Origin of the sequence: Providencia sneebia DSM 19967 (genome assembly GCF_000314895.2) — a bacterium.
GTDB classification, from domain to species: Bacteria; Pseudomonadota; Gammaproteobacteria; order Enterobacterales; family Enterobacteriaceae; genus Providencia; species Providencia sneebia.
Genome location: NZ_CM001773.1, coordinates 2,399,872 through 2,416,955, shown reverse-complemented (window position 1 = coordinate 2,416,955; position 17,084 = coordinate 2,399,872). Strand labels below are relative to the sequence as shown.

Below are 17,084 nucleotides of genomic sequence, written 5' to 3'. Positions count from 1 at the left end.
GGGAAAAATAAAAACTTTTTATTGTAATAAAAGATTATCGTAATAAGTCAAATTTAATAAAGAAAATAGGGTTAATAAAGATGAAAATATTATGCACTAATTCTAAATATTAAAATTAGTGCATAATGGGAATTAAAACGAGAGGCTAGTTAGCTAAATTTGATAGTTTGATGATACTTTTAACTATCAATTAGTCACATTGAACTTTGATTGCAAGGCCGCCACGAGACGTTTCACGATATTTTGCATTCATATCTTTACCCGTTTCGTACATCGTTTCGATGACTTTATCGAGTGAAACACGAGGTTCACTGGTACGACGTAATGCCATACGCGCTGCATTGACTGCTTTAACAGAGGCAATTGCATTTCGCTCAATACATGGCACTTGTACTTGACCTGCTACAGGGTCACAAGTTAAGCCGAGGTTATGTTCCATACCAATTTCAGCTGCAACACAGACCTGTTCTGGGCTACCACCAAATAATTCTGTTAAACCCGCTGCGGCCATTGAACAAGCAACACCGACTTCACCTTGACAGCCAACTTCTGCACCAGAAATTGAAGCATTCATTTTATAAAGAATACCAATTGCGCCGGAGGCTAGAAAATAGCGAGTATAAAGCTCTGGTGTTACAGGTTCGATACAGTGGTTGTAGTACGCCAATACAGCAGGAACAATACCACAAGCGCCATTTGTCGGTGCTGTGACAACACGCCCACCAGCGGCATTCTCCTCATTCACTGCAAGGGCAAACATGTTGATTAGGTCAATAACATTCATCGGGTCATTAGAAAGCTTACTTGATGAAGTCACAAGACGATTAAGCGCTGGTGCACGACGTGGAACACGTAATGGCCCAGGTAAAACACCCTCGGTGTTTAATCCTCTTTCAATACATGCAACCATTGTGTGCCAAACATCAGCGAAATAGGCATCTATTTCTTCTTTTGTATGAAGATCCAGCTCATTTTTCATCATTAAACTAGAGATAGATAAACCTGATTTTTTACAATTCAATAATAGCTCTTCAGCCGAATTGAACGGATAAGAAACCGGCTTGCTATCAAGTGTTGATTGACCAAAATGTTCTTCATCAACAATAAAACCACCACCAATTGAGTAGTAAGTTTTCGTATAAATTTCCTCATCACCCGCAAATGCATGAATGGTCATGCCATTTTCATGCAACGGAAGGTTATCTGAGCGGAAATTCATGCCACCAGAGCGAGGAAAATCGACAATGTGAGTGCCATTGGCGAGTAATAACTTTTCAGTTTGCTCAACATTTTCAATAAAACTTGGGATAGACTCAATATCAACAGTTGCAGGTAAATTGCCAGCAAGTCCCATAATGATTGCTATATCAGTATGGTGACCTTTTCCAGTAAGAGAAAGAGAGCCGTAAACGTCAACCGCAATGCGTGTGACGCGTGGTAATAATTCCTTATTAACCAAATCATCGACAAATTCTTTTCCCGCCTTCATTGGACCGACGGTATGAGAGCTTGAAGGACCTATGCCCACTTTAAACATGTCGAAAACGCTTATCACGTTGGACTCCTTAAAAATTAAAATATTTAGTGATTTATTTTAAAGCGCGCTACTTTACTGTTATTTAGTAGTGTTAACCAGTAAGTTTAAATTATTTTTTAAAATAAGGTAGTCACAAAGGCTTAACTAATACTCAATAGCACAAAATGTATTCTAACTTTTCATTTAATGATTATTTGAGTTGAAGGGCGAGCTGATGAATGATTGATGCAGTGAGTCCCCAAATAAGGTGACCATTATACCAATAAAAGAAAACACGATTACGTTTTCCGGCGCGATTGATGTCAATATATTTATGTTGGTGAAGAGATAATGCATCAAATAAAGGGACTTCGAAGACATCAGCAACTTCACTTGGATTAGGTTGGTAATTAATTCCATCGGGCAGTAAGCCAACAATGGGGGTGACTTCATAGCCACCAATACTTTGTTGCGGTGTCAGTTGACCTAATATCTGCACTTTTTCTGGAGGGATCGCGACTTCTTCATAAGCTTCTCGTAGCGCTGTCGACACTAATGATTTATCTTCAGGATCTTTTGCACCCCCAGGGAAAGCAACTTGCCCCGCATGAGAGCGCAAAAGAGGAGAGCGTTGGGTTAATAATAAGGTTGGTGTCGATTTATTGATAATTGGAAGAAGTACAGCCGCGGTTTTACCCACCGAGCGTTTAGGCTGGTGAGTAAGAGGCAAAGTAAACTGAAATCGATTAATAAATTCATTCAGTTCCGTCATCGCGTTGCAATTCTCCTAATATTGGTAAGATAAGTTGCAATTTATCAAATGTCTCTTGATATTCTTTATCTGCTTGGCTATCAGCGACAATACCACCGCCAGCCCAACAAAAAATCTGTTTTTTATTATTAGTTAATAAAGTTCTTATTGTAATACTGCTATCCATATTTCCACAAAAACTAATATAGCCTATTGAGCCACAATATCCATTGCGGCGATTAGGCTCTAACTCTTCGATAATTTGCATTGCGCGAATTTTTGGGGCACCCGTAATAGAACCACCAGGAAAGCATGCGCGTAATAAATCGGTTGCACTATTATTGGTCGACAAAGTTGCTGTAATCGTGCTGACTAAATGATGAACTGCAGGGAAAGTTTCCACAACAAATAGCTCTGGAACTTTAACGCTTCCTGGTTTAGCCACTCGTCCAATATCATTACGCATTAAATCAACGATCATAAGGTTTTCTGCGCGATCTTTTGGTGAGTTAGCCAGTTTTTCTATTTGTGCAGCATCACTTTGTTCGTCTTCCAAACGCGGTAATGTACCTTTAATTGGACGCGTTTGTATTTGTCCGTCCTGTAAAAGAATAAAACGCTCGGGAGAAAGGCTGATCACAGTATTATCAGGTAAACAAATATAAGAGGAAAAAGGCGCTTGATTGTGTTTGTTGAGTAATAAAAAGGCGTCCCATTCGTTTCCTTTATATTTAGCTTGAAAACGTTGAGCTAAATTAATTTGATAGCAATCGCCATTGCGTAAATATTCATGAATTTTGGCAATCTTCTGATCATATTCTTTTTGTGACATATTCGAATGCCACGGTGTTGTCAGTGTAAATTTAGTTTTGCGTGACGCTTTTTGTTTAGTTAACCAATCTAATCTGTCGGTAATATTATCATAACTAAAGAGCGTAACGGTTTGTTCTTGATGATCGACAATCAACGCCCATAAATAAATACCTACCGCCATATCGGGAAATTGCAGATCTTGTTTTGCAATTTGTGGAAGGCGTTCAACTCGGCGGCCTAAATCGTAACTCCAAATACCCAGTGCGCCACCTGTAAAGGGTAAAGTATTATCATGGCAAAGTTTAGGCGTGAATTTTTTAATTGCGTTTTCTAGCAATGTGAAAGGATCTTCATCCGAAATTTCAATTTTTTTCGAATGAGTATAAGTCGTTTGATTACCGATTGTGATTAATGTTGCAACAGGATCTGCCACAATAATATCAAATCGACTATGCGGGTGTTTCGCATTACCAGAATGGAGCAGCATTGCCCAAGGCTGATGAGCTATAGGGGTAAAATAATCAATAGCCGCTTCAGAATGATAAGGTAGTTGTATTTTATTGATAGCCATTTCCATAACATAAAGTGCTTTAAAAGACTGTTTTTAAGATTAACATATAATCTTATCTTATGGGCGCAAGAGCTGTTAAAATTCATTTAAATTTTTTGTATACCCAACATTATTTTAGTTGTTGTTGAGCAATACATAACAAGGAAGTTCTAAGCTTCATATATTGTTTGCACTAGCTTGAAGAGTGAATGGGATTAATCAGTTATTACGCTAAGAGGTTTTAATATGTTAGCAGGTATACCAGCACTTAATCATGAAGAACAGCAAGATGCGGTAGAACGTATTCATCAGTTAATGGCTGATGGAATGAGTAGTGGGGAAGCCATAGCACTCGTTGCACAAGAGATCCGCGAAAAACATAAAGATAAAGAGCAAATTCATGTTCGTTTTGAAGATGAAGATTAATATATAAAGAACAAACTATTAACATTTATGCTAAAATCTGCTACATATTACTTTAGTAATGTTTTTTATACTGTGATTAATTAGTCGCATTTGAGCTTAAGGTGAATAGTTGCCATTTGCCAAATTAGATTAATCACAGTGATTAATCTAATTTAAAGAGTCTAATATTTATTAGGACTTGGAGGCGATATGAAATTTGGTAAGCAAGTGGGAATTCTTTTTGGAAGTTGTGCGCTGTTATTTAGTTCTATGGCGTTAAGTGCTAACAAAGATGAAGGAAAAGCGGCGCCTTTTGTGAGCTGTAAAAATTTGACTGAGCCTCAAGTTGCTGCTCAAGTAAAAAACGATTTTATGCATAATAGATTACCTCGTTGGACAGAAGAAAAAGATCTAGTAGGTAAAAAAGCGGTTGCGTGGATTAATAATCAGGATGTAGTAAAAACAGAAACAACGTATAAAATACCACTCATAGTGAGAGGTTCTAAAGTTGACCTACATTATCATGTGGTTGTTGATTGTGAGAATAATACTATTACCTACAATACCGCTAAATAAGTTCCTATCTGCTAGGATGATAATTGATTAATTATTGTTCTTATCCGAATCACATATAAAAAATATGTGATTCGGTATCATTAAGCTTAACCCAAGTATTTTTAGAAATAACTAGCAAGGAATGACAACATTCTTCTGTTATTATTGTTAATGCCTCAAAACTAGACTAGCGACTCTTTGGCTCAAAAGGGAGTCGTGAGAAATTTTGAGATAATTGGCGGTAATGGACTAACCTTTCTCTAAAATAGGCTCTTAAATGCTCCGGTTGTTCCCTTTCTATGGCTTCGGGGATCACGGCGATATTATAGCGTTCTTTGAAAGCAACACCTGAAGCAAGTAAGTCTATGTTAATTTTATCTCTTTCTTCTTTTGGCAATAATGCAAGGTTATAGTTCATGCTGACTCTCAATCATTCTTTTGATAAATAAAATACTGTGCTCTGTGTTTACATGCAACATGAAAATATTCATTCTAATCTTAAAAGGGCTTTGTAATATAAGATTTAATTTCTTTAATTAATCTGTAATAACAGTGATAGATGTGAGGATGATTAAATAGTAATAATTCTTTTTTAGGTTAATAATACGATATAAATGATATTAAATATAATGAGATTGATTATTATTAAATTTACGGAAAGTTATTAATTATCAGTAAATTGCATTTTTTGTTTTATTATTGTTTTAGGGTTTTATTTATTTTCATAATATGCATAATAAAGGTGTTAATTTTATTTACTAAGGAAAAAATATGTTAACTGATAACATAATTAAAAAATTAAACGAGCAATTAAACCTTGAGTTTTATTCTGCTAATTTATATTTACAGATGAGTGCATGGTGTAGTGATAAAGGTTATGAAGGTGCAGCTGCATTTTTAAAAGCACACTCGAGTGAAGAAATGGAACATATGCAACGCTTGTTCGATTACCTTAGTGATACAGGTGCATTGCCACTATTAGGGCAAATTGCTGCACCACCTGTTGATTTTGAATCAATTGCTGATGTTTTCAACCAAACTTATCAACATGAACAGCAAATTACAGCTGAAATTAATAACTTGGCTGATTTAGCGATTACAGCTAAAGACTATTCAACATTTAACTTCCTACAATGGTATGTTGCTGAGCAACATGAAGAAGAAAAACTGTTCAAATCTATCTTAGACAAACTTGATATGGTTGGGGATAGTGGAAAAGCGCTATTCTTGTTAGATAAAGATCTAAAAAACATGTCTAACGCTGCTCACGTTTAATAAAAAATACAAATAAGCTCATGAAGTATAAGGATTCATTTCAACTAGCATGAGCTTTTTTCTTTTAATTTTGTGCCAGTAGTCACACATTAAGCTATAAAAAACAGTTTTTCTAGCGGATAAATATCACTTTTTCCGTATAATGATTGGTAATAAAACTAAATTCACCTGCAAATTAAGAGGTTATTATGCCAATCCAGCAAATTACATCTTCATGGCGCAAATTAAGTGCTGTGGCGGTTCTATTCTTAGGTATGTCATTTCAACAAGCTTTCGCTCATGCGCATCTTAAAGATCAACTTCCTGCTGAAGGCGCAGCTGTTGAGCAAGCACCAGAATTCATTACGCTAAACTTTTCTGAAGGCATCGAAATAAATTTCACTAAAGTGAAAGTTGTTGGTCCAAACAATGCTGTTATCAAAACGGGTAAACCTGCTCTAGATTCAAGCAATGAAACCAAAGTCATTGTGCCTATTGAAGGGAAATTAAATGCCGGTAAGTATGATGTAAACTGGAGTGTAGTATCTGTCGATGGTCATAAAACAAAAGGTGAATATAGCTTTACAGTGAAATAATAATGTCACTTGAGGCTTTTTATACCTTTATCCGGTTTTCCCATTTTGTGGCTGCAATGTTGATGTGTGGAATGTCAATTTTTGCAGTCATTCTTTGCAGTGGCTCATTTGCGCAAATGTTTCGCCACTTTATCAACAAAAGTATTATATTGAGTGCTGTAATTACGGCATTGACAGCTTTTGGTTGGATGATAGCGCAAGCTGGTTTAATGGGCGATGGATGGGAAGATGCGCTTGATTCTTCTATCTGGGAGGGGGTATTTGGTACCTCATTTGGGCGAGTTTGGCGCTGGGAGCTTGTTTTCTCATTAGTCACACTTGGCGTTATTTTTATTCGTAAGCAAACTATTCGCTTATATTTTCTGTGTTTCTTATCAATTATTTTACTTGGGCTACATGCATTTACTGGCCATGCGGCTATGTATGATGGTGCAACCGGTGACCTCTTTCGCTTCAATCAATTTATTCATCTCATTAGTAGTGCCTATTGGTTTGGTGGATTATGGCCATTCTTGATTTGTATCCAATTTATCCGAGATAAAAAACAGTTATCAGAAGGGTTAGACAGACAAATTTTTCAGAGTATGATCCGGTTTTCTCGTCTTGGTCATATTGCTGTTGCATTAGTTTTGATGACTGGGATTATTAGTGGGATGACTTTACTTCCGGGTTGGCCACTGAATTATTCGGGGTCAGAATATCAATCATTGTTGTGGCTTAAGGTGATTTTAGTTGGATGTATGGTGCTATTGGCATTAATTAATCGTTATATTCTTGTCCCTAATATCAAAAAGAAAGGGCGATTACAGTATTTGATTATTAATAGTTGGGCTGAATTATTACTTGGTACTACCACCATCTTAGTGGTTGCTATTTTTGCAACCTATCAGCCTGTATAATTCCACCTATATAGTCGCTATATTGTCACTCAATGCATTAACAAGGTAATTTACATGAAACTGAAATTAACATTTTGTTGTCTGTTATTAGCCAGTACAACATTCAGTGCACTAGCTGCTCCTATTACAACTGTGAGTAAGAAACAATTTGGAGATAGCTGGCCATTTACTCGGGAAGAAGTCATGCTTGAGTGTAGAGCTAATGGCGCTTTGATTGTGATTAATCCTGCAACGCTTGTGCAGTATCCGCTTAATGAGATAGCAACTAGCCAAATGAATAACAAAGAAATCAAAGCACAACCCGTTGATATTCTTCTTAAACCTATTGAAACGGGTAAAACAACAGAAGAACGCGTATTACCCCTGAAACTTGCGGCTGAAAAGCTCTGCCAATAAGTTTATCACTATCTTTTTAGCCTCAGTCTTCTGCTTCTAAGTTCTAACTTGGAGGGCACGTCGCGCCATTTGTCATAGATCAGTAAGCAAAGAGGCTTGTTATCTCTGTCATGTCATATTTATCGTGCTGATTTAATTTGAAATGTTATACCTATTGTTGATATAGGCATTACCTATGAATCAAATAGTTTGATATTAAAAAATTAACAAATAAATTGTGTTAAAAATATGTAAAATAATTGCTATTTGATGTGGTAAGAATGGATTTGGCAAGCTACTATTAAATTGTACTTTGTTACGTCTCAATGGCAATTTTAGCGCACGGCTCTGCCAGAGCCATTTCCCAAGGCCCGGTAATCGGAATCTACCAGGCCTCTTTTTTTGCCTACTATTTGCATGTGGCACAGAGAATAGTGCTTCATTGATTAGGCAACTCTCATTATCCAATGATGATTATCTTTGTCATAATGCTGACGATATAACAACACAGGTTTCTCATTAATCAATGCAGGAATACTGGTATTTTCATCCCAACCATCAAGCTGCATGCAAAACTCTGTATCAGAATCACAAGGGATACTGATCGTATCACTTTTATTATCTGCCATAACTGCATCATTTATCTCATAGGAAGATATTTTCAAATTTACTATGCTCATTATACTACCTCTCAATTATTGTAAGACAACAGAATAACGACTCAACAGAACTAAGCATAGTATAAATGAAATGCGTTTCCAAAATATTTTTTTAATATAATTATTGGGACGGATTAATATTTTGTATATTGTTTCCCCTGAAGTAACTATTACTTGAAAATGGCTATTCGCCAATCCAACCAATCTTTAGAGGGTTTTAATTTTAGAATAAAATTTTGATTTCAATGTGCTTTTAATAGGTTGGAAGCCAAGAGTAATGAAGCTAAAGAGTGTCAGTTGCGGATTAATGATTAGTGTACTATTTTTGATAACGCTATTAGTAAAGCCCGATAGTATCTAAAAATGAATATTTTGACTGATTAGATCCTAAGATTTTTTATTAATTTTAGTGAGAATAGGGATAAGCCTAGATAGTTTTTAGGAAAGATAACAATAATGACATTATTTATTTTAGTAGAAAACGTTTCCATTTTTTAAAGTTAATACTTATGCTCAAAATATGAATATCAATGAACCATTGCTAGAATAGTAAAAACGTTATCATGTATAGGCAGTTGAATAGAATAGTAAATGGATATCAAGTATTACAACCATATAAATTGCCATATTATAATTAACGTGGTTTATTACACCATTGTGAATTTAGCATTTATGTTTTGTATGAAAAATAGAGTGTAAAAAAATTTACGATTTAAGGACAACTTGGTAATCTACAGGTTACCGAATTGTTCAATTTATTGCATTAATTGATTTTTACAAGAAAATTTATGGATAAAAACAAGTTTTATCGAGAACTTTCAGATAATTTGTCTGCCTTGCTGGCGGGTGAATATGATTTAATTGCGAGTCTAGCAAATACGAGTGCACTGCTCTATGAACGTCTTGAAGGTGTTAACTGGGTTGGTTTCTACCTAAAAAATGGCCAAGAGCTTGTTCTTGGACCTTTTCAAGGCAAAATAGCTTGTGTCAGAATACCGTATGGTAAAGGTGTTTGCGGAACGGCATATAGTCAAAATAAAATTTATCGTGTTGATGATGTGCACACTTTCCCAGGACATATTGCTTGTGACTCAGCAAGTAACGCTGAAATTGTGCTTCCTTTGGAAGTTAATGGTCAGGTCTTAGGCGTTTTGGATATTGATAGCCCAAACTTCAATCAATTCGACCAAAATGATGAAGAAGGGTTAAAATATCTTGTAAGCCAGTTGTGCCAACACCTGACAATGTGTTCAGCGCCAAATTATCACTAAATATTGGTATGTTAACTTAATAGGAACGTGGCAATTGTTTGCAACGCGATTATAATGTCGGCTTGTTCATGCCCGTGCTGGTTGGCAAAATCGTTGTTATCAGGAAATTTCATGGAAAATCAACCTAAGTTGAATAGTAGTAAAGAAGTTATCGCATTTTTGGCAGAGCGTTTTCCACGCTGTTTTATCGCTGAAGGTGAAGCACGTCCGTTAAAAGTCGGAATTTTTCAAGATATCGTAGAGCGTTTAACAGAAGAAGATGGTATCAGTAAAACACAATTGCGTTCAGCATTGCGTATGTATACCTCAAGTTGGCGTTACCTTTACGGTGTGAAAGAAGGCGCAAAACGCGTTGACTTAGATGGTAATGATTGCGGTGAGTTAGAGGCGGAGCATATAACACATGCACGTCAACAATTGACAGAAGCGAAAGCTCGAGTTCAAGCGCAACGTGCAGAACAAAAGGCGCAAAAGAAACCGGCAGCTAAAAAAGCGGGGGATAAAAACCCACGTAATCCAGCTGCACCTGCGAAAGGGAATGCGCCTCGTCGCCGTCAGTCAGAAAATAAAGACCGCCCACAGAACTCTCCAAACCAAGCTCCTCGTCCTAATCCCCCAGTTGCTACAGAACCAAAATTGAAATCAGTTACTGATATCAACGCACTGAAAGTCGGTCAGACATTAAAAGTGAAAGTTGGTTCTAGTATGATGGATGCGTCTGTACTGGAAATTGCGAAAGATGGAGTAAGAGTTCAATTGCCTACAGGAATGGCAATGATTGTGCGCGCGGAACATTTAAAGTTCTGATACGGAGGTCAATCGGGGCATGAACAAACTTTTAAAAATTGCATTTTTAGTCAGCCTGACGACTTTTGGTAGTGCAATTGCACAAACGCAAGCAGTGACTTCGGTCACTGCTTCCCAGCTACCTGTTTTAAAACAGGATACTCAGCATGGCACGGTAAGTGAAAGGGTTGCTTCAAGACTGACTCGTTCTCATTATCGTCAGTTTGATCTGGATAGTGAATTTTCCGGAAAGATTTTTGACCGTTATCTTAATATGTTGGATTACGGCCATAATGTTTTGCTGCAATCGGATATTGATAAATATGCCAAGGATAAAGCAAACACCGGGAAATGGCTTGAGGATGGCAAACTCGATCAATTTTATGACCTGTATAATCTTTCGCAACAAAGACGTTTTGAACGTTTTCAGTATGCATTAGCACGTCTTAATCAGCCAATGAATTTTGATGCAACCGATTCGATTGAAGTCGATCGCACTAAAGCACCTTGGCCGAAAAATAAACAAGAATTAGATGATTTGTGGGATCAAAAAGTGAGATTTGATTGGTTGAATCTCAAGCTTTCTGGCAAAGATGACAAAGAAATCAAAGAAAAACTCACTAAACGTTATAATTTTGCATTAAAACGTTTGACTCAAGGTCAAAGTGAAGATGTTTTTCAGTTGATAGTTAACTCTTTCGCACGAGAAATTGATCCTCATACAAGCTACTTATCTCCAAGAAATACAGAGCAATTTAACTCTGAAATGAGTTTATCTCTTGAGGGTATTGGCGCGGTATTGCAGCAAGATGATGATAACACAGTTATTAATTCATTAGTTGCAGGTGGGCCTGCTGCAAAAAGTAAAGAATTAAAAGTTGGCGATAAAATTATTGGTGTTGGTCAAACCGGTAAATCGATGGTTGATGTCGTCGGCTGGCGCCTTGATGATGTTGTCGCATTAATTAAAGGACCAAAAGGGAGTAAAGTACGCTTAGAAGTCATTTCTGACACGAAAGGTGCAAAACCCCGCATAGTGACTATAGTACGTGAGCAGATCCGCCTTGAAGATAGGGCTGTTAAGCTGACGATTAAAAATGTTGGTAAAGAAAAAGTTGCAGTCCTAGATATCCCCGGATTCTATGTTGGTTTAACCAATGATGTTAAAACGCAATTACAAAAAATAGCCAAAGATAATGTTTCCGCATTAGTTATTGATTTAAGAGGTAACGGTGGTGGCGCATTAACAGAAGCTGTTGCACTATCTGGCTTGTTTATTCCGCGAGGCCCAATTGTTCAGGTTCGTGATAATAATGGCCAAGTTAGACAAGATATTGATGATGATGACGTCATTTACTATAAAGGCCCATTAGTTGTTTTGGTTGATCGCTTTAGTGCATCGGCTTCTGAAATTTTTGCTGCTGCAATGCAAGATTATGGCCGTGCATTGATTGTCGGTGAGCCAACCTTTGGTAAAGGTACAGTTCAACAGCATAGAAGTTTGAGCCGTGTTTATGACCAAATGCTAAAACCGGATTGGCCTTCATTGGGCTCTGTTCAATATACCATTCAGAAGTTTTATCGTGTGAATGGTGGGAGCACACAACGTAAGGGCGTTACGCCGGATGTCGTGATGCCTACAGGGCAAGATCCCGCTGAGACGGGAGAGAGCTTTGAAGATAATGCCTTGCCTTGGGATAGTATTCCTGCTGCAAATTATACGAAAGTCGGTGAGGTGACATCTAATTTATCTGATTTGAAAACTAAGCATTTATCTCGCATCAGTCAAAATTCTGAATTTAAGTATATTGATGAAGATATTGCGCGTTACAAAGCGAATAAAGAAAGTAGCAAAATGATTTCGCTTAATTATGCTCAGCGTTCGAAAGAAGATAATGAAATTGAAGCAATTAAACTGAAACGTATAAATGAACGTAATGCAATAGAAGGTAAGCCATTATTGAAATCTATTGATGATTTACCTAAAGATTACGAAGAGCCAGACCCATATTTAGACGAAACCGTTAAAATTGCAATCGACTTAGCACATCCCGAAACAGATTTGTCGATTAACAAAAAATAAGTTGGTTTAACAACAAATTGTAATAAAGGCCAGCATTTTGCTGGCTTTTTTATAGATATTGTAAAGTTGTGTTATTTTTTGGATTTTTCATGTTAATAGACTTGAAAATGTGTAAAAAAGCTTTATTTATACAGTAAATCTTTCGTGATGTTTATTTTTACCAAGGAACATAAAAAATATGATGCGAATTGCCTTATTCTTACTCACAAACTTAGCTGTTATGTTTGTGTTTGGGATAATTTTGAGCTTGACAGGGATCAGAGGAAGCAGCGTTCAAGGCTTATTGATCATGGCGGGCTTATTTGGTTTTGGTGGTGCATTTGTTTCGTTACTGATGTCAAAATGGATGGCATTGAAATCAGTGGGTGGAGAAGTTATTGAGTCACCACGTAATGCAACAGAACAATGGTTAATGGAAACAGTTAGTCGTCAGGCTAAAGAAGTGGGTATTCAAATGCCACAAGTTGCTATTTACCATGCACCGGATATTAATGCTTTTGCAACAGGTGCTCGCCGCGACGCTTCTCTTGTTGCTGTTAGTACTGGCTTATTGGAAAATATGAGTCGTGATGAAGCTGAAGCTGTTATTGCGCATGAAATTAGTCATATTGCTAATGGCGATATGGTTACCATGACCTTACTGCAAGGTGTTGTGAATACTTTCGTCATTTTTATCTCTCGTATTATTGCCCAATTAGCCGCAGGGTTTATGTCTAACAATGATAATGAGAGCGAAAGTAGTAATGGTAACCCGATGGTTTATTTCGCGGTATCCATGGTACTGGAAATCGTGTTCGGTATTTTAGCAAGTATTATTACAATGTGGTTCTCTCGTCATCGTGAATTTTATGCGGACGCAGGATCTGCAAAACTTGTTGGTAGAGAAAAGATGATCGCTGCATTGCAACGTCTTAAAACAAGTTATGAGCCTCAAGAAGAAGGTCGACTAATGGCTTTTTGTATCAATGGACGCGGCAAAGCATTTAGTGAATTATTCCTTTCACATCCGCCATTAGATAAAAGAATTGAAGCATTACGTTCGGGTGAATATTTAAAATAGAATTTAAGTAATTCTAATAAGTGTTTATATCAACCTAGGGTGATTAATGTGTACTACATTATTGTAAGTACGTTAGTTACCTTAGGTTTTTTTATGGAATAAATCTGACTAACATCAGTATAAAATATCAATTTATGATGTTCATATTGTTTAAAAACAATAAAGAGTAATTTATTAATCTAATTATGATTGAATTTAAAATCGATCAGAAGCAGAGATAAGGTGTGATTTTTACGTATTGAAGATAAAATTACGTTATTATTAATAAAGAATAAATACACAAAACTGGTTGTAATAAAAAATAAGGATCCAAAATGGATATACTTGTAAAAACGCTTATTTTTGGTAATGATTTTGATACGGTAGAGAATCCAGCTCGCTTAGTTCCATTTAAATTTGAAATTTACCAATCAGAAACGCGTTATTATCACAGAATGTACAAAGAAGTCGGTTTATCTGGTGCTAATTTTGGGCAAGCTTTCAAATTATGGGCTTTTGAAGAACAAAAAACATTTGGTTCATCTTCTGATGATGTGACATTAGAGGATTATATTAAGCATTGCCAAGATATTTATGATGGAAAAGTAACCGCTTAAAAGACATAAAAAAAACCCCTTCATAGGGATATTGAAGGGGTGCTAAATGAATAAAGAATGGTTTAATTCGAGATCAAAGATATGTGATTTTGATAATGAATATTTAGTTATTTGTGCAGTTTTAAACATGACATTAGGAGTATTCGCAATAAACAGCACTTATAGTCAAATAAGCTACTGACGATAACCTGCTTTGATTTGTTCTAATGTATTTTTATAAGTTTCAGCTTGTTGCTTATCTTCGATAGATTCAATTTCACGTTGCATTTTAACAATGATCTTACCTGCCTCTGCTTGACCAATTGCTTTTAACATATGTGCGAGAAGGTTTTTAATACAAGCTACTTCATCTGCTAAGGTATTTACATCTGGTTGAGTAGAATAATCTGGTTTCATTAAAATATCCTTTAAAGTTAGACTAATATACTAAGATTGTAACATAGAAAAATAATCTGAGTTGTTTTTTAGCTCTGATTTAATTGAACGAATCTCTTTAAATAAATTATCAATATATTGTTGCCGTTAAATGTCGCCATCTTAATAGGTAATAAAGGAAATGATCATGCTTACATTAAAAGAACGACAATGGTTAGCTCAAGAACTTCCTTCACTTAACATAGCAAGACCAGAAGAAAGTAATAAAGGCACTTTTGGCACATTAAATATTATTGGCAGTAGTTTAGGTATGAATGGGGCTTGTGTTCTTGCGGGTAGAGCAGCGCTAAAAACAGGGTGTGGTAAAGTCATTATTGGGTTCAATCAGTATCCTCTTACAATCAATTTAGTTGAATCTGCTCCTGAATTAATTTTACGAGATGCCAAATTATTGATGACAGATAAAAGTTCTACAGCTTGGGTTATCGGCTGTGGACTTGGAATATCTTCAGAGGCTTATTCACTGATGATTAATTTTTTATCAACTATTGAAGGGAATATACCGGCACTCATTGATGCTGATGGACTAAATATATTGGCTCAATTACCAAATACACCAATATTATCCTCTCAGACCGTATTAACACCGCATCCAAAAGAAGCATCACGTTTATTAAAAATAAGTGTTGATGATATTCAATCTCATCGAGAAGTTGCAGCGCAACAACTTAGCGAAAAATATTCATGCTGGATTGTGTTGAAAGGGCATCACACTATTATTGCCAATCCGCACGGAAAAATCTGGCGCAATGAGACAGGAAATAGTGGATTGGCAACTGCGGGTAGTGGTGATGTTTTATCGGGGATTATTGGTAGTTTGTTAGCGCAGGGATTACCAATTGAAGAAGCTGTTAGAGGTGGCGTATGGCTACACGGTAAAGCAGCAGATATTTTGGTTGCTAAAGGAATAGGTCCTATCGGATTAACAGCGCATGAGCTTATTGATGAAGTCAGAGCAATACGAAATATTCTGGTGAATTGTTGTGAATCAAGTAATGAGTAACTTTAAATGAGCACAAAAATCGTGATATGATTCACAAAAATTGTCTGTATTAACCTTGTTTTGATTAATGTTAACCTGAGCTTTACGTTTGGCTCATAATTATTGGCTCAAATCTTAAAGAAACAAGTTATTGACTTGTAAAAGGCACAAATAAAATGATGACAGCAGTTTCTAGGAAAACAGCATGGACCCGAGTTATTGCGTTAGCTGTTGCTGCATTTGTTTTCAATACTACCGAATTTGTTCCTGTCGCATTGCTCAGTGATATTGCGGCAAGCTTCAATATGTCAGTTGCTCATACAGGGTTAATGATCACCATTTATGCTTGGGTTGTGGCACTAATGTCATTACCTTTGATGCTTTTAACCAGTAAAATTGAGCGCCGTAAACTGTTGGCATTCTTATTTACTGTTTTTGTTATCAGCCATATTCTTTCTGGTTTTGCATGGAGCTTCGAGATCCTCATTATTGCGAGGATTGGCGTTGCATTAAGTCATGCCGTTTTTTGGTCTATCACGGCATCACTGGCTATTCGTGTTGCACCTCATGGGAAAAAAGCACAAGCTTTAGGCATGCTTGCCACGGGTACGGCATTAGCAACAGTTCTCGGTTTACCTATTGGTCGTGTAGTTGGGCAATTACTGGGTTGGCGATTTACATTTTTGTGTATCGGTGCGATCGCGTTGATAACGATGATTGCGTTGATACGGCTATTACCTAAATTACCAAGTGAACATTCTGGCTCATTAAAAAGTTTACCTACTATACTGAAACGCCCAGCTTTAGTGGGTGTGTTTATTTTGACGGTTGTCGTTGTCACTGCTCACTTTGCAGCTTACAGCTATATTGAACCTTTTGTTCGCGAAATCGCCTTACAAAGTCAAAATTTTGCAACGTTACTATTATTAATTTTTGGTCTTGCAGGCATTATTGGCAGTGTCTTATTTAGCCGTTATAGCAGTCGATTCGAATTGTCTTTCTTGCCTATTTCAATTGCAATATTAACAATATGTTTGTTATTACTCATGCCAGTGGGTAGTCATGTAGGCTCTTTGGTGAGCTTATGTATATTCTGGGGAATAGCCATAATGTGTGTTGGGTTAGGAATGCAAGTAAAAGTAATTGATTTATCACCAGATGCAACTGACCTTTCTATGGCTATTTATTCTGGAATTTTTAATCTTGGTATTGGTGGTGGTGCTTTATTAGGCAATCAAGTCATTGTTCATTTAGGAATGAATGATATTGGCTATGTTGGTTCTGTGTTAGCCTTTATTTCCTTAATTTGGTGTATTTATATATTTAGACGTTATAAAACATCTTTTACAGATAAAATACAAACGGGTTCATCACTTCACTAATAGGCATTATTAATCTCTGGCCTCATTACCAGAATGAGGCTAATTTTGCTATATGTATGATAATAACAATTCGCATGTAGCATGGCTTTAATCTTAAAATAAAATATTAAATTAAC

The 17,084-nt window shown here is 36.4% G+C and carries 18 protein-coding genes and 1 pseudogene; 13 read left to right on the top strand and 6 right to left on the bottom strand.

The window, feature by feature from the left end; genetic code table 11:
- Window positions 1-190: 190 nt before the first annotated feature.
- The 3 genes from OO7_RS10005 to pabB form a co-directional block, all read right to left on the bottom strand.
- A complete protein-coding gene (locus OO7_RS10005) occupies window positions 191-1,555 on the bottom strand; it encodes an L-serine ammonia-lyase (protein ID WP_008915834.1) in 1,365 nt (454 codons plus the stop codon).
- A gap of 172 nt (window positions 1,556-1,727) precedes the next feature.
- The gene (locus tag OO7_RS10000; protein WP_008915833.1) at window positions 1,728-2,288 is read right to left on the bottom strand and encodes a CoA pyrophosphatase; all 561 of its coding nucleotides are present in this window, start codon (window positions 2,286-2,288) and stop codon (window positions 1,728-1,730) included.
- Window positions 2,272-3,651 carry an aminodeoxychorismate synthase component 1 gene (pabB, locus tag OO7_RS09995; protein WP_043892853.1) on the bottom strand — a complete coding sequence of 460 codons (1,380 nt, stop codon included), beginning with the start codon at window positions 3,649-3,651 and terminating at the stop codon, window positions 2,272-2,274. Before pabB ends, OO7_RS10000 begins: the two co-directional genes overlap by 17 nt.
- Window positions 3,652-3,876: 225 nt before the next feature.
- Here pabB and OO7_RS09990 point away from each other — a divergent pair.
- Together OO7_RS09990 and yebF are read left to right on the top strand one after the other, a co-directional pair.
- Window positions 3,877-4,053, top strand: a pseudogene (locus OO7_RS09990) (YoaH family protein); the annotation flags it as partial.
- Between the two features lie 192 nt (window positions 4,054-4,245).
- Window positions 4,246-4,611 carry a protein YebF gene (yebF, locus tag OO7_RS09985; RefSeq protein ID WP_008915830.1) on the top strand — a complete coding sequence of 122 codons (366 nt, stop codon included), beginning with the start codon at window positions 4,246-4,248 and terminating at the stop codon, window positions 4,609-4,611.
- A 166-nt stretch (window positions 4,612-4,777) separates the two neighbouring features.
- Here yebF and OO7_RS09980 read toward each other — a convergent pair whose 3' ends face one another.
- Complete coding sequence (locus tag OO7_RS09980) at window positions 4,778-5,008, bottom strand: DNA polymerase III subunit theta (protein WP_008915829.1); 231 nt, start codon at window positions 5,006-5,008, stop codon at window positions 4,778-4,780.
- Between the two features lie 353 nt (window positions 5,009-5,361).
- Here OO7_RS09980 and ftnA point away from each other — a divergent pair, with 353 nt between their 5' ends.
- The 4 genes from ftnA (at window position 5,362) to OO7_RS09960 (ending at window position 7,735) form a co-directional block, all read left to right on the top strand.
- Window positions 5,362-5,865 (top strand): non-heme ferritin, encoded by a 504-nt coding sequence (gene ftnA, locus OO7_RS09975; protein ID WP_008915828.1) that lies wholly within the window; start codon window positions 5,362-5,364, stop codon window positions 5,863-5,865.
- A gap of 188 nt (window positions 5,866-6,053) precedes the next feature.
- Window positions 6,054-6,440 (top strand): copper homeostasis periplasmic binding protein CopC, encoded by a 387-nt coding sequence (gene copC, locus OO7_RS09970; RefSeq protein ID WP_008915827.1) that lies wholly within the window; start codon window positions 6,054-6,056, stop codon window positions 6,438-6,440.
- Window positions 6,441-6,442: 2 nt separating this feature from the next.
- Window positions 6,443-7,339, top strand: coding sequence for a copper homeostasis membrane protein CopD (gene copD / locus OO7_RS09965; RefSeq protein WP_008915826.1), 897 nt, complete (start codon window positions 6,443-6,445; stop codon window positions 7,337-7,339).
- A 54-nt stretch (window positions 7,340-7,393) separates the two neighbouring features.
- Window positions 7,394-7,735 (top strand): YebY family protein, encoded by a 342-nt coding sequence (locus OO7_RS09960; protein ID WP_008915825.1) that lies wholly within the window; start codon window positions 7,394-7,396, stop codon window positions 7,733-7,735.
- A gap of 425 nt (window positions 7,736-8,160) precedes the next feature.
- On the opposite strand, the gene OO7_RS09955 is transcribed toward OO7_RS09960, so the two are convergent.
- Window positions 8,161-8,394 (bottom strand): DUF1480 family protein, encoded by a 234-nt coding sequence (locus OO7_RS09955; RefSeq protein ID WP_008915824.1) that lies wholly within the window; start codon window positions 8,392-8,394, stop codon window positions 8,161-8,163.
- Window positions 8,395-9,161: 767 nt separating this feature from the next.
- Here OO7_RS09955 and OO7_RS09950 point away from each other — a divergent pair.
- The 5 genes from OO7_RS09950 to OO7_RS09930 all read left to right on the top strand — a co-directional run bounded on the left by OO7_RS09950 (window position 9,162) and on the right by OO7_RS09930 (window position 14,169).
- Window positions 9,162-9,644, top strand: coding sequence for a GAF domain-containing protein (locus OO7_RS09950; RefSeq protein WP_008915823.1), 483 nt, complete (start codon window positions 9,162-9,164; stop codon window positions 9,642-9,644).
- A 111-nt stretch (window positions 9,645-9,755) separates the two neighbouring features.
- Window positions 9,756-10,451 (top strand): RNA chaperone ProQ, encoded by a 696-nt coding sequence (proQ, locus tag OO7_RS09945; RefSeq protein WP_008915822.1) that lies wholly within the window; start codon window positions 9,756-9,758, stop codon window positions 10,449-10,451.
- 19 nt (window positions 10,452-10,470) lie between these two features.
- Complete coding sequence (prc, locus tag OO7_RS09940; RefSeq protein WP_008915821.1) at window positions 10,471-12,513, top strand: carboxy terminal-processing peptidase; 2,043 nt, start codon at window positions 10,471-10,473, stop codon at window positions 12,511-12,513.
- 178 nt (window positions 12,514-12,691) lie between these two features.
- Window positions 12,692-13,573, top strand: a complete 882-nt coding sequence (htpX, locus tag OO7_RS09935; RefSeq protein ID WP_008915820.1) for a protease HtpX — start codon at window positions 12,692-12,694, stop codon at window positions 13,571-13,573.
- A gap of 314 nt (window positions 13,574-13,887) precedes the next feature.
- Complete coding sequence (locus OO7_RS09930; RefSeq protein WP_008915819.1) at window positions 13,888-14,169, top strand: hypothetical protein; 282 nt, start codon at window positions 13,888-13,890, stop codon at window positions 14,167-14,169.
- 174 nt (window positions 14,170-14,343) lie between these two features.
- Here OO7_RS09930 and OO7_RS09925 read toward each other — a convergent pair whose 3' ends face one another.
- Complete coding sequence (locus OO7_RS09925; protein ID WP_008915818.1) at window positions 14,344-14,565, bottom strand: DUF2594 family protein; 222 nt, start codon at window positions 14,563-14,565, stop codon at window positions 14,344-14,346.
- 166 nt (window positions 14,566-14,731) lie between these two features.
- Between OO7_RS09925 and OO7_RS09920 the strand changes: the two genes are divergently transcribed.
- Together OO7_RS09920 and OO7_RS09915 are read left to right on the top strand one after the other, a co-directional pair.
- On the top strand, window positions 14,732-15,607 hold the full coding sequence (locus OO7_RS09920) for an NAD(P)H-hydrate dehydratase (protein ID WP_008915817.1): 876 nt from the start codon (window positions 14,732-14,734) through the stop codon (window positions 15,605-15,607).
- A gap of 158 nt (window positions 15,608-15,765) precedes the next feature.
- Window positions 15,766-16,968: a sugar transporter gene (locus OO7_RS09915; RefSeq protein WP_043892852.1), complete on the top strand. Its 1,203-nt coding sequence runs from the start codon at window positions 15,766-15,768 to the stop codon at window positions 16,966-16,968.
- Window positions 16,969-17,084 lie beyond the last annotated feature (116 nt).

Bases quoted from the DNA above. Each gene is read 5' to 3' on its own strand.
- OO7_RS10000 (WP_008915833.1), bottom strand. From the start codon at position 2,288: ATGACGGAACTGAATGAATTTATTAATCGATTTCAGTTTACTTTGCCT.
- pabB (WP_043892853.1), bottom strand. From the start codon at position 3,651: ATGGCTATCAATAAAATACAACTACCTTATCATTCTGAAGCGGCTATT.
- yebF (WP_008915830.1), top strand. From the start codon at position 4,246: ATGAAATTTGGTAAGCAAGTGGGAATTCTTTTTGGAAGTTGTGCGCTG.
- OO7_RS09980 (WP_008915829.1), bottom strand. From the start codon at position 5,008: ATGAACTATAACCTTGCATTATTGCCAAAAGAAGAAAGAGATAAAATT.
- ftnA (WP_008915828.1), top strand. From the start codon at position 5,362: ATGTTAACTGATAACATAATTAAAAAATTAAACGAGCAATTAAACCTT.
- copC (WP_008915827.1), top strand. From the start codon at position 6,054: ATGCCAATCCAGCAAATTACATCTTCATGGCGCAAATTAAGTGCTGTG.
- copD (WP_008915826.1), top strand. From the start codon at position 6,443: ATGTCACTTGAGGCTTTTTATACCTTTATCCGGTTTTCCCATTTTGTG.
- OO7_RS09960 (WP_008915825.1), top strand. From the start codon at position 7,394: ATGAAACTGAAATTAACATTTTGTTGTCTGTTATTAGCCAGTACAACA.
- OO7_RS09955 (WP_008915824.1), bottom strand. From the start codon at position 8,394: ATGAGCATAGTAAATTTGAAAATATCTTCCTATGAGATAAATGATGCA.
- OO7_RS09950 (WP_008915823.1), top strand. From the start codon at position 9,162: ATGGATAAAAACAAGTTTTATCGAGAACTTTCAGATAATTTGTCTGCC.
- proQ (WP_008915822.1), top strand. From the start codon at position 9,756: ATGGAAAATCAACCTAAGTTGAATAGTAGTAAAGAAGTTATCGCATTT.
- prc (WP_008915821.1), top strand. From the start codon at position 10,471: ATGAACAAACTTTTAAAAATTGCATTTTTAGTCAGCCTGACGACTTTT.
- htpX (WP_008915820.1), top strand. From the start codon at position 12,692: ATGATGCGAATTGCCTTATTCTTACTCACAAACTTAGCTGTTATGTTT.
- OO7_RS09930 (WP_008915819.1), top strand. From the start codon at position 13,888: ATGGATATACTTGTAAAAACGCTTATTTTTGGTAATGATTTTGATACG.
- OO7_RS09925 (WP_008915818.1), bottom strand. From the start codon at position 14,565: ATGAAACCAGATTATTCTACTCAACCAGATGTAAATACCTTAGCAGAT.
- OO7_RS09920 (WP_008915817.1), top strand. From the start codon at position 14,732: ATGCTTACATTAAAAGAACGACAATGGTTAGCTCAAGAACTTCCTTCA.
- OO7_RS09915 (WP_043892852.1), top strand. From the start codon at position 15,766: ATGACAGCAGTTTCTAGGAAAACAGCATGGACCCGAGTTATTGCGTTA.